The 15,450-nt window shown below is 51.0% G+C and carries 13 protein-coding genes; 3 read left to right on the top strand and 10 right to left on the bottom strand.

What is annotated here, in order from left to right; all coding sequences use genetic code 11:
* Window positions 1–272: 272 nt before the first annotated feature.
* From sir to AS151_RS19435, 5 genes are all read right to left on the bottom strand, one after another.
* A complete protein-coding gene (sir, locus tag AS151_RS19470) occupies window positions 273–2,285 on the bottom strand; it encodes a sulfite reductase, ferredoxin dependent (protein WP_071518732.1) in 2,013 nt (670 codons plus the stop codon).
* 336 nt (window positions 2,286–2,621) lie between these two features.
* Window positions 2,622–3,125, bottom strand: a complete 504-nt coding sequence (locus AS151_RS19465) for a DUF2141 domain-containing protein (RefSeq protein WP_071518746.1) — start codon at window positions 3,123–3,125, stop codon at window positions 2,622–2,624.
* Window positions 3,126–3,170: 45 nt separating this feature from the next.
* Window positions 3,171–4,328, bottom strand: coding sequence for an energy transducer TonB (locus AS151_RS21055; protein WP_084639787.1), 1,158 nt, complete (start codon window positions 4,326–4,328; stop codon window positions 3,171–3,173).
* Window positions 4,329–4,576: 248 nt separating this feature from the next.
* Window positions 4,577–5,845 carry a glycoside hydrolase gene (locus tag AS151_RS19440; protein WP_071518727.1) on the bottom strand — a complete coding sequence of 423 codons (1,269 nt, stop codon included), beginning with the start codon at window positions 5,843–5,845 and terminating at the stop codon, window positions 4,577–4,579.
* A 37-nt stretch (window positions 5,846–5,882) separates the two neighbouring features.
* Window positions 5,883–6,425, bottom strand: a complete 543-nt coding sequence (locus tag AS151_RS19435) for an NAD(P)H-dependent oxidoreductase (protein WP_071518726.1) — start codon at window positions 6,423–6,425, stop codon at window positions 5,883–5,885.
* A 119-nt stretch (window positions 6,426–6,544) separates the two neighbouring features.
* On the opposite strand from AS151_RS19435, the gene AS151_RS19430 reads away from it, so the two are divergent.
* Window positions 6,545–7,255 (top strand): alpha/beta hydrolase, encoded by a 711-nt coding sequence (locus AS151_RS19430; RefSeq protein ID WP_071518725.1) that lies wholly within the window; start codon window positions 6,545–6,547, stop codon window positions 7,253–7,255.
* Window positions 7,256–7,260: 5 nt separating this feature from the next.
* Here AS151_RS19430 and AS151_RS19425 read toward each other — a convergent pair whose 3' ends face one another.
* The 3 genes from AS151_RS19425 to AS151_RS19420 form a co-directional block, all read right to left on the bottom strand.
* Complete coding sequence (locus AS151_RS19425; protein WP_084639785.1) at window positions 7,261–9,282, bottom strand: cation:proton antiporter; 2,022 nt, start codon at window positions 9,280–9,282, stop codon at window positions 7,261–7,263.
* A 210-nt stretch (window positions 9,283–9,492) separates the two neighbouring features.
* The gene (locus AS151_RS23170) at window positions 9,493–9,615 is read right to left on the bottom strand and encodes a hypothetical protein (protein WP_275528009.1); all 123 of its coding nucleotides are present in this window, start codon (window positions 9,613–9,615) and stop codon (window positions 9,493–9,495) included.
* A gap of 14 nt (window positions 9,616–9,629) precedes the next feature.
* Complete coding sequence (locus tag AS151_RS19420) at window positions 9,630–9,890, bottom strand: hypothetical protein (protein WP_071518724.1); 261 nt, start codon at window positions 9,888–9,890, stop codon at window positions 9,630–9,632.
* 23 nt (window positions 9,891–9,913) lie between these two features.
* Here AS151_RS19420 and AS151_RS19415 point away from each other — a divergent pair, with 23 nt between their 5' ends.
* Both AS151_RS19415 and AS151_RS19410 read left to right on the top strand, forming a co-directional pair.
* A complete protein-coding gene (locus AS151_RS19415) occupies window positions 9,914–11,494 on the top strand; it encodes a polysaccharide biosynthesis/export family protein (RefSeq protein WP_084639783.1) in 1,581 nt (526 codons plus the stop codon).
* 154 nt (window positions 11,495–11,648) lie between these two features.
* Entirely contained in the window at window positions 11,649–13,850 is a 2,202-nt protein-coding gene (locus AS151_RS19410; RefSeq protein ID WP_071518723.1) for a tyrosine-protein kinase domain-containing protein, read from the top strand.
* Window positions 13,851–13,874: 24 nt separating this feature from the next.
* On the opposite strand, the gene AS151_RS19405 is transcribed toward AS151_RS19410, so the two are convergent.
* Together AS151_RS19405 and petE are read right to left on the bottom strand one after the other, a co-directional pair.
* The gene (locus AS151_RS19405) at window positions 13,875–14,570 is read right to left on the bottom strand and encodes a rhomboid family intramembrane serine protease (RefSeq protein WP_071518722.1); all 696 of its coding nucleotides are present in this window, start codon (window positions 14,568–14,570) and stop codon (window positions 13,875–13,877) included.
* Between the two features lie 242 nt (window positions 14,571–14,812).
* The gene (gene petE, locus AS151_RS19400) at window positions 14,813–15,229 is read right to left on the bottom strand and encodes a plastocyanin (RefSeq protein ID WP_071518721.1); all 417 of its coding nucleotides are present in this window, start codon (window positions 15,227–15,229) and stop codon (window positions 14,813–14,815) included.
* Window positions 15,230–15,450: the final 221 nt, after the last annotated feature.

Here is a 15,450-nt window from a genome sequence, read left to right as displayed (position 1 = left end):
GTAGGGTGGGCATTGCCCACCCTACAATCTACAATCTGGTGCGATCGCTTTTTAAACGTTCTCATCACCATCTTGACGTTAATTTGCGTTATCGTTTTTGCCTACCACAAAATAAGCCGTAGGGGCGATCGCGATCGACCCTACCAAACTATGTTGTATCAAATCCGCTCTAAGTAGACCCGCTCTTTCATGAAGAGGGAACCCCCTATGGTCCCCCTTGTTAAGGGGGACGGTACAATAAATTTTGTGGTCTATGCGTGTCGGATTTGGTATTACTGCCGTTGTTCGCTACCCAAATAAGCCTTCAGCGCCTCGTAAACCAACTCACTCATCGGCTGACCGCGACGGCTGGCTTCCGCCTTCAACTGCGGGTAAATGTCATTGCGAATGTTGATGCGATGGCGGGTTTTCCTGCTACGAGAGCGACCGTTGCCATTGCTGCCTGCATCGACCGATTCCAAATTACTTCCATCGACCGAAGCCGAAGCGCCTGTGCTGAGCGAAGTCGAAGCATCCTCCGAACCCAACTCATAGGTTTCGCGAAACTGCTGAATGGCATCAAAACCGACCCGATGGCAGAAATCGCCGAAATTTTCACCGGGTTTCCTCTCCCGCTTGAAATAGGCAAAAATGGGTTCGAGGAACTGTTCCAACTCCTCATTCCGCATGCGATCGCAAATCGGTTCCGCCAAGCGGGTTTGGTCAAAGGAACCGCCCAGCCAAACTTGATAGGCACCCGGCATGCTACCGACAAATGCCAACTCCGCCATATACGGGCGAGAGCAACCGTTGGGGCAACCGGTCATCCGAATGGTAAACTGCTCGTCTTGCAAACCCATCCGGTTCAGCAAAGTCCGAATGCGCCCCAAAAATCCTGGCAACTGCCGTTCCGACTCGGTAATCGCCAAACCGCAAGTAGGCAACGCCGGGCAAGCCATGGAATACCGCACCAACGGATCGATTTCCTCGTGGCTTTGCACCCCGTGGCTGCTGAGGATGCTTTGGATTTCGTCGCGATATTCTGGCGCAATTTCGTACAGAATCACGTTGTGGTTGGGAGTTAGCCGCAGGGGAATTTGGAATTTCTCCACAATTTTACGCAGCGCCGTTTTCAACTGCAGCGAATCCGTATCCTGAATGCGCCCATTTTCAATGGAAACGCCTACAAACAGCTTGCCATCCCCCTGTTCGTGCCAACCTAGATAGTCTTCGTAACGAAACTCCGGTAGCGGCTTGAACGGTTCTAGGGATTTGCCGAAATATGCTTCTACCTTCTGGCGGAATTTCTCCACACCCCACTCGTACAATAAGTATTTCATGCGAGCGTTGCGCCGCTGGTAGCGTTCGCCGTAATCTCGCTGGGTTGCCACGATCGCTTTCATCAAATCGTAAACATCTTCTTTGGCAACGTAGCCCAGGGGATCGCCCATGCGCGCAAACGTGTCTTCCTTGTTGTGGGTGCGACCCATGCCGCCGCCGACGATGACGTTAAACCCTTGCAACTGCTGGTTTTCGTCCATAATGGTCACAAAACCCACATCCTGGGTGTAGATATCCACGGCGTTATCCCCAGGCACCGTCACCGCACACTTAAACTTGCGGGGCATGTATTGGGTGCCGTAAATGGGTTCTTCGCCGCTATGGAAAATGGTGCCGTTGCCGTCGCGTTCCCTAGCTGCTTTTACTTCCGGGGCAGCTTCTGAGGAAATGGCTTTTTCGCCATCCAGCCAAATTTCGTAGTATGCCCCCGTTTGCGGACTGAGCAAATCGGCAATATTGTTGGCATATTCCCAGGCATATTGGTATTCGGGGCGATTTTTATAGGGCGCTGGCGGTGCCATGACGTTGCGGTTCAAGTCGCCGCAGGCACCCAGGGTAGACCCCAAATTGCGCACAATATCGGAAATTACTGTTTTGAGATTCTTTTTTAAAATCCCATGTAGCTGAAATCCCTGACGGGTGGTGACCCGCAGCGTGTTGTTGGCGTATTGGCTAGACAAACGGTCTAAGGTCAAGTATAGTTGTGCCGGCATGATACCGCCGGGGCTGCGCGTACGCAGCATAAATTGATAATCTTTGCCTTGCCCTTTTTGGCGATTATCCCGGTTGTCTTGTTGGTAAGAACCGTGGAATTTGAGAATTTGTACGCCATCTTTGGAAAAATGGTCGCTGTCTTCTTGTAGTTCTGTGGCAACCGGTTCGCGCAAAAAGTTACTGTTGGCTTTGATGCCTTCTAATTTGGATTGTTTGGTTTGGGAATCTGGCGATGTTGTGGTGTTGGTCATAGTCAATTCGCGATCGCAGTTTTTTTGATAACGGCAATTCAGTTAGGAGCTATTCACCCTCTGACTTGCTAGTGCAGAGGAATGTGGCAAACGATTCCTACCACAAAAAGTAGGAAATATCACCTATTTTTCGGATTATCTCCGGTAATCCGCTCGGTTTTTGGTATTTAGATCCTATCATACCTTTTTACTGCGATCGGAAAAACCCCGAAATCTACTGAAGAATTAGCCATAAATAACTAAATAGAAATATATAAAAATAGCAATAAAAAAGGGATAAAGAAACTCAGTTCCTTATCCCTGCTATAGATAATAAATTTTGGTTAAACCGAAAACTTAACTGCTAGACCCCCCGTAGGGATACTGCATTTCGATGCCTATCTTGGTATTCCTGCCACCAACCACAAACATAGCTTCGCCGAAATTCGCCGGTCGCGTGCGCATTTGGGGATTGTTGGAAAAGCCAAATCCTTCTTTGGGGGCACCGATAAAATTGGTATCGATTTCAGAATCAGCATTTTCATCGTGGAATAATCCCAGGGCATAATTTCCCCAGGGCAAATCGGGGATTTCTATTTTTAAAGGGCGATCGCTAATCGAGGTACATTTGGTATAGTACGCATTTTCCCGGTCTTGGGGAAAGCCACGGCTGCTGTTAAACAGTGCCATGCAAACTTGCCCCTGTTGATTTTTCAATCCCTTAACTTCCACCGTCAAAGTGCTATTTTCCCTGGCAAATACCGACTGGGATAGAGGAAAAGACAGCAATACTGCTAGCGCCATCCCCAGCAGAAATTTTCCCACCAAGCCAGCACGATGGCTTCGTTGTTTAATTACCATAAAATCTCCAAAAGTCAACCAATTATTGCAATTCTTTACTTCATTCTAGTTTATTTCCGTACATTGTTTCTCGGCGTATTGAAAATCAAACGCAACCCAATAGGCTTGAGGGGCATCTGGTGAGGAGAAATTTTGCTCTTTCACATAGTTCACAGCCGCTCGATCGAGAATATCTGACTCAGAAGAATTCAACAACACCGGTCCTTCTAAAAATTCTCCCCCAGAACCGACCAAAACACCCACAACCGCTTTTCCTTGCAGTTGCGATTCGCAAGCCGCTGCCGGATAAAAATCTGTCACCGTCTTCGCTGATGTATCTTCGACTTGGGGATAATTGGAACGCAAGCTTTCCATCCAATCGAGATAAGCCTCTAGCGAATCCGCCATGGCTTCTCCCCGTTGGGCAGTCGATTGCGATCGCTGCTCGCCCAAACGTTCCTGACGCGCATCTTCCAACAACGCCTGCAACTGTTCCCGACGTTCCGGGGAAATATCTTCGGCATTAAGGTCTTCATTCAAAATGGAAGGAGTGGGGCTTTGGGAACTACCAGCGGATGCTGCTGGTGAAGGGGAAGATTCCGGCGTAGCTGGCGGCGGCGATGCCAGAGTATCCGGCGGCATTGGACCTGCGGCAATTTTATGGGCAGGAGAAGTAAAAACAGGCGATGGTGGCGGCGAAGACCCTTCCTGGGTTGCCTCTGGTGTAGGGGAAACCTCCGTTTCTCCGGATGTAGAAGTATCGGAAGTGGCAGAAGGTGCAGGCACTTGCGTTGGCTGGGGAACCGGTGTAGAGCGATTGTTGTTCCCGGTGGCATAATTAAACGTCTGCGGTGGCGTGTACTCGGTTTGCGGTAGCGGCGAGGTATCGGGAGAAGGCAAAGGCGGCAGGGGAGGAAACAAACGGGAAGAACCAGAGGTTTGCGGGGTAGGAGAGCTAGAAAAATCCGGCAAATTCGCGGAAAAATCCGGCAAACGCTGTTGTTGTTGCGGCGAAAGTTCCACCATGTCAACAGAAGGCGGTGGTTCTAGGCTCGCTTCTTCAGAATCGGCAAACTCCAAATTCGGCAAAATGGTAGCAAAAAACAATCCGTGCATCCCTACCGACAACACCACAGCCAGCCACGTGGATTGGCGGTTGGGTTTGGAAGGGATGACATAGCGAATTTGGCTATTGGATGGATTGTAGGAAGAAGCCTGGTTCATGGTGGGTTCTATTGTCAGTTAGGGAAAGGGTGGGAATGTGGGTGCGTGGGTGCGTGGGTGCGTGGGTGCGTGGGTGCGTGGGAGCCTGGGAGCTTGGGAGCCTGGGAGCTTGGGAGCCTGGGAGCTTGGGAGCCTGGGAGCTTGGGAGCCTGGGAGCCTGGGAGATATAATTGGTTGTTTTCTCCGATGCCCCGATGCTCCGACGCCCCGATGCTCCGACGCCCCGACGCCCCGACACTCTGATGCTTCTAAACCTGCAATTTCCCACGCGCCCAATCTAGAAAATACTCCGCTTGGTCGAACCAAAAAGATTGATTCCAGTAGACAAAACAGCTCGTTTCGCATAATAGCAGAGCTTGACGGGCGGCATGGCTTTGTTCGGGGGATAATTTATTTTCCGCCATGGCTTGGGCAAAATCCGCAGAAAGTTTGTCAATGGCGGCGCTGACCTGCTGCCTGCGATCGCCTTTTTCCCAGCTTTCGTGGCTGCCAATCCAGGAACCACCAGCTTCGCGCAATCGTACTTCTGTGGGTTCGTCGGTGGGATCGCCTTGGTAGCGATCGATATACTCGCTCACGGTTGCTAAAGTAACATCCGATAGAGACGCGGCTTGCCGTACCAAAGGCTCAAACGTGTTGGGGAAATATTCAAACATCATCACGTTGCCGTTTTCCCCGTCGGAAGTGGGTACCACCAACGGCGGTATTTCTACATCATCGGAGGCAAGTTTGCTAGCGCGATCGCGAATATCGCCAATACAACCATCGGCGTTTTGCCCGCTTTGCTGGCGAATCCCCATTTCCGTATCTCGCACAACGCACAAAATGCGATCGCGTTCCCCATTGGCTTCCACTACCAACCAATGCAGGCGATTTTCTACCTCTGCCGTATGCCACTCCGGCGGATACTGCAATGCCGAATGGGGCAAAATCAACCATTCATAACCGTATTGTTTCAACAGGCGAATCAACCGCAGTGCCGCTGGTGACTCGCCCATCATCCCCATTTCCGGCAGCCAGAATCCTCTTACCCGCGCTAGGGCTTTCTCGCCGAACAAATCCGCAAAAACCCGTCGCCACTGCTGAATTTGCGCTTCCCAATCCCGTTCGGGGGTGGTGGGAAAGTAACAGTGGCTGTACGCCGTACCAGCAAATTCAATAGCATCGGGATAGGTATCCAAAACCCGCCGCCACAGTTCGATAACATCGCCGATGGGTTCGCCGTTGACATGTAGGTTGGCAAAGGTGCCGTTTTGCGACAGATGTGCCAGTTCTTCTAGCAAAATCCCGGAATAATCTACCATCATGCGGGGAGAGTAGCCTTCGTTGCTGAGTTTTTCCGCATAGGCGGCGGGATTTTTATAGGCTTGGGCGAACCATTGTGCGTTCCAGGCTTCTTCGGAGTTGGGTTCGGCGTTGAGCATTTTTTCCAGATTTCCCCAGTAAGGTGGTTCTTTGTCTGGCGACCAAATGGGGGGTTGGTGCATGTGCAGCCAGGGAACGAAGATGCAGTTCATAAAAAATTTTTCCTCAAGAACGCCGAAATTGCGAAATTTAGCTGGAGATGGGAACGGGTTTGGTGAGGGCTTCGGTAATTTCCACCAAGCGATCGCGAAATTCTACCAATCGCTGTTCGATGGTTTCGTCTACAATTTTGCCACTTTCAAAGGCGTCGCCAGTGGCGTAAACGAACCTAGGAATTATCAAACAGCGAAAGTCTAGCATCAGGCTATTGGCAAAGGGCATTACCGACATGTAGCTACCTTTACCGCCGGCGGCACACAGGAAACCCACGATTTTTTGGTTCCAGGATTTGCCGGTGAGTTCCAGTAAGTTTTTGATATTGGCGTTAACGTCGTAGTTATAAATTGGGGTTGCCACTACGAGGGCGGATGCTTGGGCAATGGTGTTAGCGAGTTCTGCCACGTTGGGATGGGCGTAGGCGGAACTGCCGTCGCACATGGGCAGTTCGATTTTTCTCAAATCCAACCGTTGTACATCATGATTTTGCTCTTGTAGCAGTGCTTGCGATCGCTCGGCTAAAATTTGGCTGTTGCTTTCTGGGTTGAGGCTCGCACCGATAATCAGATAGCTCATGGTTTAGAATCTTTATCCAGGGATGGGAAACATTTGTTAATATTTGTTTCGATTGTAGCGGAATCCGTTCTACACCCCTATCAAAAACCTTCGCGATTTTTAGAAAACCCGATCGTGCTATGGACAATGAAAAACGACCCACTGTAATTCTGCCAGGCTATCTGGCTGCCGCGAGAGAATACTATCCCATGCAACAACACCTACAGGCGTTGGGATTTCCCACCCAGGTGGTACCCGTGCGCGTTCGCAATTGGTTTCCTACGGTAGGCGGGCGTTCTATGGTGCCCATTTTGCGCCTGTTAGATCGAACGGTGCAAGAAACTCTGGAACGGTACCAAACCGATAAAATTAATTTGGTGGGACACTCGGCGGGTGGTTGGATTGCCCGTATTTATATGGGAAGCAAGCCCTATACCATTCATGGGGATGTTGACGAAAATGCCAATTTATGGTATGCATATCCTCAAGTATCTACCTTGGTTTGTTTGGGAACGCCCCATACCAGCTACGAGCGCTGGACGCGCAAAAATCTAGATTTTGTCAATAACAACTATCCTGGTGCTTTTTATGCGCCCGATGTACGCTACGTATGCGTGGCAGGGAAGGCCATTTACGGCAAACGTCGTCCGGGGCAATGGTTGGCGTTCAACAGCTACAAAATCACCTGCAACCAAGGCAACACCTGGGGAGACGGCATCACCCCCATTAGCGCCGCCCATTTGCAAGGGGCGGAGAATTTGATTTTAGAACCAGTGCATCATTCGCCCAAATCCGGTACTTGGTACGGTTCGCCGGAGATTGTTAAAACCTGGGCGGCGTATTTGCAATAGCGGGTTCAGGAAATGGGGGCTTGCTTGTGATGGGAATTTTTGGAAGTGACTGGTGGTTGCCCTCCAGAGGAATTGGTGGTGGTTTGTTCTTTGGATTGGCGCTTTTTCCGCTTTTTATCGGTGGTGACTGGGGCATCGAGGGCGGATTCGGGAATGTCGATTTCTTCCACTTCCTGTAGTTTTTCCACCGTCAAATGGGATTGATTGCCACCAGAGAGGCGTTTGAGCAGTTTGGGTTTGGGAGCGTGGAATAGGTAAATAATGCGATCGCCCGGTTGCCAGGATTCGTTCGCAATGACCACCTGCAAAACCCCCTGACGTTCGATGAGCAAAGGCATCATAGCGCCCGCGTGAATCAAAGCCTGTAAATGGGCGACCTGAAAAGCAAATCCCCGTTCTTTGAGGGAGGTTTCCCCCAACTTCACCTCCCCATCGGTGAGGTACTGGTTCCAAGTTTTCAGGGGCAAATCGGGAATGAGTGCCTGGCGAATTTTGGTTTTGTTGGCAGGAATTCTCGCTTGTGGGTCGCGGGGGAACACCGCCAAAACTCTGGGGGGATTGAACTCTTCAATGGCACGCTGCGCCAGCACCAAATTCACCTCACCATTTTTGGTCATCGCCAGGAAAGTGCCCAAATCCTCCAATCCCGCTTCTTCGAGCACTTCCGTATCCATGGCACTGTTGAGAAACACCCGGAAATCTTCTTGTTCCGCTTCTTTAGCAGCCTCCGGGTTGGTATCGATGAGAACCACAGATTCATTGCGTTCTTTAAACAGACGGGCAATCAAACGGCTAAGGGGATTGGAACCAACGATGAGGGCACCTTTAGCTTTGGTGGCAGTAATTTGCAAAAAATTCGCCAGGGCACCGGCACTCAAGCCTTGAGTTAAGACCGTCATGATAATGGTGAGAAAGACCAAAGCTTTAATGGAATCCCCACCGTTAATGCCCCGTTCCGTCAGCAAGATGGCAAACAGAGAAGATACCGAAGCCGAAACAATACCGCGGGGACCCACCCAAGCCACAAAGAGCTTCTGTCGCCAGTTGAGGGGGCTTTTCCAGGTGCAAATAGCCACATTAAGGGGGCGCACCACAAACATCAACACCAAAACCGTGGCGACACCACCCCATCCCAACACCACCAAACTAGCCAGAGACAGGTCCGCCGCCAACAAAATGAACAGCACCGACACTGCCAGAATGGTTAGCTGGGATTTAAACCGCCGCAACAGGCGTTCTTCCGGCAAGCCATAGGCACGCAAGACCATGCCAGCGACCACAGTAGCCATCAACCCCGACTCGCTGAGGATTTCCTGCCCCAGACCAAACAGCGCCCACAAGCCCGCCAAAACCACGAGATTTTTCAGGTCTTCCGACAGAAAACTCGCCCGCCGCAGGAAAACGCCCAAAAAAGCGCCACCAGCAGCCCCAATTCCAGCGCCAATGAACAAGCGAATTAGCAGACCAGTGAGAACTCGTAGGGGGTCGGCATCGCCGTTGAGGACCAAATCCAAGACCAAAACGGCTAAAATTGCACCTACTGGGTCGATGAGTACCCCTTCTCCTTCCAAAAGGGTAGCTACTTGGCGGTCTACCGGTACGTGTTTGAGGAGAGGACCAATCACCGTGGGTCCGGTCACCACCACCAACGAGGCATAGAGAAAGGCAATTGGCCAGGGAAATTCGCCTAAATAGTGCGCTGCCAGGCCACCGCCTACGAGGGTGATGAGGGTACCGACAGTCACCAAGTTGCGCAAGCTGCCCGATACTCTTCCTAGTTCTCTCAGGTTGAGATTGAGCCCCCCTTCAAAGAGAATAATGGCCACGGAAAGGGATACAATCACTTCCAGACCGTCACCAAGCAGCTGCGGGCGCAACCAACCGAGACAATCCGGTCCCAAAATGATGCCAAACAGCAACAAAAGAACAATGCCAGGAACGCGGAAGCGGTCAGCCAGAACTTGAGCACTGATGCCTGCGACGACGGTCACAATCATCAACAGGGTAACGTCAAAGGGCGCTTCCATAGGCAAAAAGGTTTCTGGCTATCCAATCTAGGAGCATTTGTGACGGTTCTAACACAGGTCTAGGTATGTCAACCCAGCGGGCTACGGGCGGAGATCCAAGACTTTCCCCCCCGCGATCGCTGGCGAAGCTTCCCTTGGGCAGCGATAGGACCGAACTTCCAAGGTACCCAAATTTCCCAGCTTGGGAAAAGGAAAATGAATTTAAATTTTTTAAGGTCTTTTGACGATTGTATCGGTTTTTCCTATTTTAAGCAGGGAAACCGCACCGTAGCTGGTGGGACCACCAACGGCGATCGCCAACCCCCCTTCCCCACCAGCCGTATTTGGAAGCACTTCGGGACCAACTTTTATTCCGCAAAGGAACGATCGACGCTGGAGTTAAAAATCGGTTCCACCCGAATGGCCGCCACCCGCGATGGACGGACAACCATGTATTCTCCTTGAATGGTCTTCAAGGGAACGTTAATAAAATCATCTGATTGGGATTTGGGCATGAGTTCGCTACTGTACCATTTTTGAAAATCCTGAATGTTGGAAAAGCGAACTTCTTCCCGATGACCGGTATCTAGGAATAAATGAATTGCGTATTCGTCAGGCGTTCTCGGCATATTCCCCTCTTGCGATTCTTTTTATGAACTCTTTGAAACCTTTCAAATCCCATTCATACCTTTTTCGGCTAGCGATCGCAACTGCTAGGGGAAGCTGGTTTTGGCCCCTCCTCGCGATCGCATTTTTGGTCAAACTTCCCCCCAGCTACAGCCAATCCCCCCCAGAAAGCGAATCTTCCCCTGCCATCAGCTCACCGGGTTGGCACGAAGGCACCAAAGAACCCCAACGACCGCAGCAACTTGCCCCGATTATTTCCCCAGAAAAACTCCCCAACCGCCGACCTCCCACCTTTGGACCCGGCATTTCCCCAGCTTTTGAAGAATATCGCCTCGGTGCCGGCGACCAAATTTTTATTCAAGTACGGCGATTTCCCGAACTGTCCATCACCACCGCCGTCAATCCCCAAGGCAAAATTGTCATGCCCCTGCTGGGTGCCCTTCGCGTGGAACGACTCACCACCGAAACCGTCCAACAAGAAATTACCCAACGCCTGCAAGAATTTATCGTCAACCCCGAAGTGAGTGTAGAAGTCTTGGCGCGACGCCCGGTGGAAGTCACCGTAACCGGAGAAGTGACCCAACCGGGGTTCTATCCCCTCTCCACTCCCAACCTAGCTGCAGCCATTCGCGCTGCCGGTGGTGCCACCAGCGAAGCCAACTTAGAACGGGTCATCGTCCAACGCCGCCTCCCAGATGGCAGAATCATCGAAGAAGAAGTGGATTTATTAACCCCGCTCAAAAACGGCAATCCCTTTCCCAAACTGCGCCTGGAAGACGAAGACACCATCGTACTGCCGGAAATTCCCTCCGACCGTCGGCAGGACTACGACTACCAATTTGCCGCCAATACCTTTCTCTCTGCGCCCCAACAACCCATTGAAGTAACCGTCATCGGCGAAGTGGCCCAACCAGGATTTTACAATCTAGAACCCAATCCCCGGGCTTTGGTCAATGCTATTCTCAACGCTGGCGGTGTCACCACTGAAGCCAATCTCAAGCAAGTCCGCGTCCGCCGGCAGCAAGAAGACGGTTCCGTCGCCGAGTTTACTGTCAATTTGTTCACGCCCTTGGTTGAAGGCAACGATTTGCCCGAAGTCCGCCTCATTAGTGGCGATTCCATTGTCGTTCCCGAACTGGAACCCGGAGAAGAGCAAAACTACAATCAAACCCTAGTCGCCGAATCCAATCTCGCCAAACCGCAAATTCAAGTGCGCGTTCTCAGCCGTCCTGCCGGCGCTGCTGGCGTCCAAACCCTACCCAGCGGCAGTACCTTTGCCAACTTGCTCAACAACGTACCGTTGCAAACCGCCGATTTGGACGATATTGCCCTCATTCGCTTCGATCGAGAAACCCAACAAGCCGTACAGCGCTCTATTGACGGCGAAAAAGCTTTGCGCGGCCATCCAGAACACGATATTTTGCTGCGGGAAAACGATGTGGTAATTATCGGTCGCAACTTCATTAGCAAACTAACCAACTTTCTCAATACTTTCACCCAACCTTTCCGGGATGTCTTAGGCTTTTTACTGTTTTTCGATTCTTTACGGGAAAGCACAGAAAACTTGTTCGGACCTACCAGGGGGATAGACAATAATGATAACTAAACGATTTCATAAAGATTTTTCCCAAGATTGTTTCCATGGCCCGCTGTAGGTTGCAAAATGGAAAGTAGGCATGTAGAAAATTAACGGCTTTCTCTTCTCCCTTTCCCCCTCGCTCCCTTTTTCACCTCGTTCTCCTATTCACCTCAACAATCCTATGGCTCCTTCCATCGTAAAGCGCTATTTCATTGCCCTTGGCAAATACAAATGGGTAGGCACCATTATTTTTATTTTGGTGGCTTCCGGTTCGGGTCTGATGGCTTTTTTACAAGACCCACCTTCCAAAAGCTACGTAGCCCGCGGTGTGCTGACGCAAAATAGCAGTCCGGCAACGGTGTCTGCTACCGGAGAACAAATTTTACAACGCGGCAAACAGCTAAGCCAGGAAGTGCTGCTGGAAGATAATGTCATTGTGGCAGTAGCCAATCAAGTGAACTTACCTGCCCAGCAAGTTTACAACCGCACCAATTTGGATTTACCTGGAGAAGATAGCGAGCAAGCGGTAAGAGTGAGTTTTCGCGATCGCGAGCGGGACAGAGCCGAAACAGCGGTCAGAGCATTGATGGAAGCGATGGTGGAGCAAAGTCGCTTGCTGAACGTAAGTCGCTTGAAAAGCATTATTGAATCGTTAGAAGAACGCTTGCCTGAGGTGCGTTCGGAATTGGAAGACGCCCAGGCAGCCTTGGAGAGGTTCGAGCGGGTGAAGGGCGCTGCCATTATTTCGGCCAAAGAAGGAAGCTACGTCCAGGCAATTACCTCCAGCGAACAGCAACAGCGGCAAATATCGCTACAGCTAGAAGGGGTCAACCAGCAAATCCAGAGTTTGTCCCAACGTTTGGGCATGACGCCCGACCAGGCTTATGTGGCGCAAGCGCTCAGTGCTGACTCAATTGTAGCCAACCTGCGATCGCGCCTGTCGCAAGTAGAAACGCAAATGAGCATTCTCAGGGAAAGGTTGCAACCCCAACACCCACAAATGGTGGAACTGGAAAAACAAAAACAAGCTTTAGAAAATTTACTCCAGCAACGGGCGCGAGAAGTCATTGGTGGCAGCGAACTTACAGCCCCTTTGGGTGCTGATTTACCCGTACGCCAAGCCAGCAGCCTCGATCCGGCACGCCAACAAATGGCCAATGCTCTGGTAAGCCTGCAAACCCAACGGGATACCCTGCAGCGGCAATTGGAAGCTGCCAGAAAAACGGAACAACGCCTGCGGCAAGAGTACGCCGACATTCCCAACTTGCAGTTGGAACGGGAACGTCTGGCGAACAAGGTAGCGGTGAAAAAGCAGCTGTACAACAAAATCCAGTCTTCGTTACTCGATGCCCGGGCAGCGGAGGCAGAAACCATCAGCAATTTACGAATTGCTTCCGATGAGGTGCGGGTAGACACCAAAGTGGAATCCCAAACCAGCCCCTTAATCTTGGTGGGGGGCGGTAGCTTTTTGGGCTTGCTTCTCGGAGGCGGCATTATTTTCTTGCTCTCTGCCTTGGAAGGGAAATTCTACACCATGGAAGAAATCCGCGGTGCGTTCACCGGTCGCGATATTCCAGTTTTGGGGATTTTGCCCCAAGTCCCTCGATGGGAAGATGGCGAGGAGATGCCCATCTTTTTGGACCCCTATTCCCCTTATTTGCAGTATTGGGAACAGTTGCGCAGTAATTTGATCCTCAAAAGCCAAAAACCGCCGCGCGCCATTACCATTTCCAGTTTGTCGTCGGGAGAAGGAAAAACCTTTACCGCTTACAATCTGGCGATCGCGTCGGCAAGGGCAGGTTGGCGTACGTTACTATTGGAATTGGACCTGCGATCGTCTTCGGCAACCGAAGCACTGCACGTACGCTCCGACGCCAGCAGTGCCATCGAACCATTACGTTACTACGACCACCTCAACCGCTGCATGCAACTGGTGCCCAGCGTCGAAAACCTCTACGTAGTTCCCAGCCCCGGTCTTCAACGCCAGCCGGCTACAGTGCTGGAATCCAGTGAGTTGCAAAACATCCTCCAAGAAGTAAAAAACCGCTTCGATTTTGTTATTGTGGATACGCCGTCGCTGAGTAGCTGCAACGACGCCTGGCTGGTGAACCCCTATACCGATGGCATGCTCTTGGTAACGCGCCCGCAACATACCAAACCGGGACTGGTATCGGAGTTCATCGATCCGCTAACGGAGGTGGAAGAAGACGAGGAAATGCCCATCCTCGGGGTTGCTATCAATGGCGTCGAAATATCGGTGCCGGCTAGCAGCTACGACGACGAACTCGAAGGCACCTCCACAGAGCGTACGGCGGCTTCAGAAACCGCTCTATCTTCCCAGTATTCCCAACAAGCGCAAGTTTCCAATTCTTCGCATCGATAGGGGCTACGAGCGAGCGTTGCGTGGCTATCTTTCATCGCGAAACAAGCCCAACAAAGGTGCTAGAAGAATGCCAAACACAAATCCCCCAGCGTGTGCCCAATAGGCAACCCCCCCTGTTTGTTCGCCGCCACCAAGGTTCAACCCTGCCAGCCCGAGAAAAGCTTGTTGGAGAAACCAAAATCCCAGATAGACCACAGCAGGTAAGTAAATCGTCGTGATAAAAAAGCCCAAAAAGACTAGAGTCAGGACTTTGGCACCAGGAAAGCGAATAATGTAGGCACCCATGACCCCTGCGATCGCACCCGAAGCTCCCAACAAAGGAACGGCGGAGTCTTGGGAAATAAGCCACTGACTCAATCCAGCTAAAATACCACACAAAATATAAAAAATCGCAAAGCGCGTATGTCCCAAACGGTCTTCGATATTGTTACCAAAAATCCATAAAAATAACATATTCCCACCCAGGTGGAGAAAACCTCCATGCAGGAATTGGGAAGAAACCAATGTTACCCATTCGGGCACCATAGCTGGCACCGATGGTTCTCCGCGAAAGCTAGCGGTTAGCTGGGCAGGCACAATCGCCCAGGTGGCAAAAAATTCTCTGAGCTCTGGTTGGCTCAAGCCAAGTTGGTGTCCGAATATAAATACATTCAGACCAATGAGTACATAAACAACGAAAGAAGTTCGATTGGTGGGATTGTCATCTCCTATGGGCAGCACCGGTGTTTTTCCTCTGCGTACAAACCTAACCTAATCCTACTGTAGCGCACTTGTTTTTCGATGCCCTAGGAGTTTGGGAAAGGGGAAAGATAGGGAAATGGCGAGAGATAGACCAGCAACTCTCCCACCATGTTCCCCAGACTTCTCCCTACAAAACTTGCTATCAGGTGAGCTACTGGGTGTAGAAATCTTATAGGGAGAAGCAACAACATGCTATGTTGACCGTTTGTTGTTTGGAAAAATTAAGACTCGGACACGATAACCTGACCAACCATACCGGCACCGCGGTGGGGTTGGCAGTAGAATCCGTATTTGCCAGCAGGCGCATCCTCGGGGAAAGTCACCTCAAAGCTATCGCCGGCGGCATACATCAGCCCTTTGTGAGATAGCTGGTCGGCTAGTTCCGGTGCTGGCATATCCGCTGGATCGAAGATAACGTTGTGGGGAGGAATTTTGTTATTGATAAATTTAATCGTATCTCCAGGTTGGATGTCGATTTCGCTGGGTACGTAAACCAAAGAAAAGCTATCGGAACCCATCTTGACTGTGTGGGTTTCGGCAGCTGCTGGAGAAACAAAACCCAACCAACTGCCGACGGCTAGCAGCATGGCTGTTAGAAAAATCCCGAAACGCTGCCTCATGGTGGTCATTACGTTCATGGTTGGCTTCGTGATGGTAAAACGGCAAAGGAAATAAGAGAAAAATGGGTTCGTTCCCGCACTGTAAAATCGGAAACCGAACACTTTATCATTTTACATAAGTTTGACAAACTGTAAACATTTCGATTCGCCGCACGAAAAATCAAGTAAAACTTTCGGTAGCTTGGAATCCCCGTCGCTTTAGCGCGGGGAGGAAAAGCGCCTCGTGGGGCTTTAGCCCC

Origin of the sequence: Geitlerinema sp. PCC 9228, from assembly GCF_001870905.1 — a bacterium.
Lineage (GTDB): Bacteria > Cyanobacteriota > Cyanobacteriia > Cyanobacteriales > PCC-9228 > PCC-9228.
Note: the sequence above shows the minus strand (reverse complement) of the source record. Positions and strands in the feature narration are given on the sequence as shown.

Excerpts from the sequence above, each read along its gene's own strand:
- AS151_RS19420 (WP_071518724.1), bottom strand. The coding sequence starts at position 9,890 with ATGCCGAGAACGCCTGACGAATACGCAATTCATTTATTCCTAGATACC.
- AS151_RS19425 (WP_084639785.1), bottom strand. The coding sequence starts at position 9,282 with ATGGAAGCGCCCTTTGACGTTACCCTGTTGATGATTGTGACCGTCGTC.
- sir (WP_071518732.1), bottom strand. The coding sequence starts at position 2,285 with ATGACCAACACCACAACATCGCCAGATTCCCAAACCAAACAATCCAAA.
- AS151_RS19415 (WP_084639783.1), top strand. The coding sequence starts at position 9,914 with ATGAACTCTTTGAAACCTTTCAAATCCCATTCATACCTTTTTCGGCTA.
- AS151_RS19465 (WP_071518746.1), bottom strand. The coding sequence starts at position 3,125 with ATGGTAATTAAACAACGAAGCCATCGTGCTGGCTTGGTGGGAAAATTT.
- AS151_RS19440 (WP_071518727.1), bottom strand. The coding sequence starts at position 5,845 with ATGAACTGCATCTTCGTTCCCTGGCTGCACATGCACCAACCCCCCATT.
- petE (WP_071518721.1), bottom strand. The coding sequence starts at position 15,229 with ATGAACGTAATGACCACCATGAGGCAGCGTTTCGGGATTTTTCTAACA.
- AS151_RS21055 (WP_084639787.1), bottom strand. The coding sequence starts at position 4,328 with ATGAACCAGGCTTCTTCCTACAATCCATCCAATAGCCAAATTCGCTAT.
- AS151_RS19410 (WP_071518723.1), top strand. The coding sequence starts at position 11,649 with ATGGCTCCTTCCATCGTAAAGCGCTATTTCATTGCCCTTGGCAAATAC.
- AS151_RS19430 (WP_071518725.1), top strand. The coding sequence starts at position 6,545 with ATGGACAATGAAAAACGACCCACTGTAATTCTGCCAGGCTATCTGGCT.
- AS151_RS19435 (WP_071518726.1), bottom strand. The coding sequence starts at position 6,425 with ATGAGCTATCTGATTATCGGTGCGAGCCTCAACCCAGAAAGCAACAGC.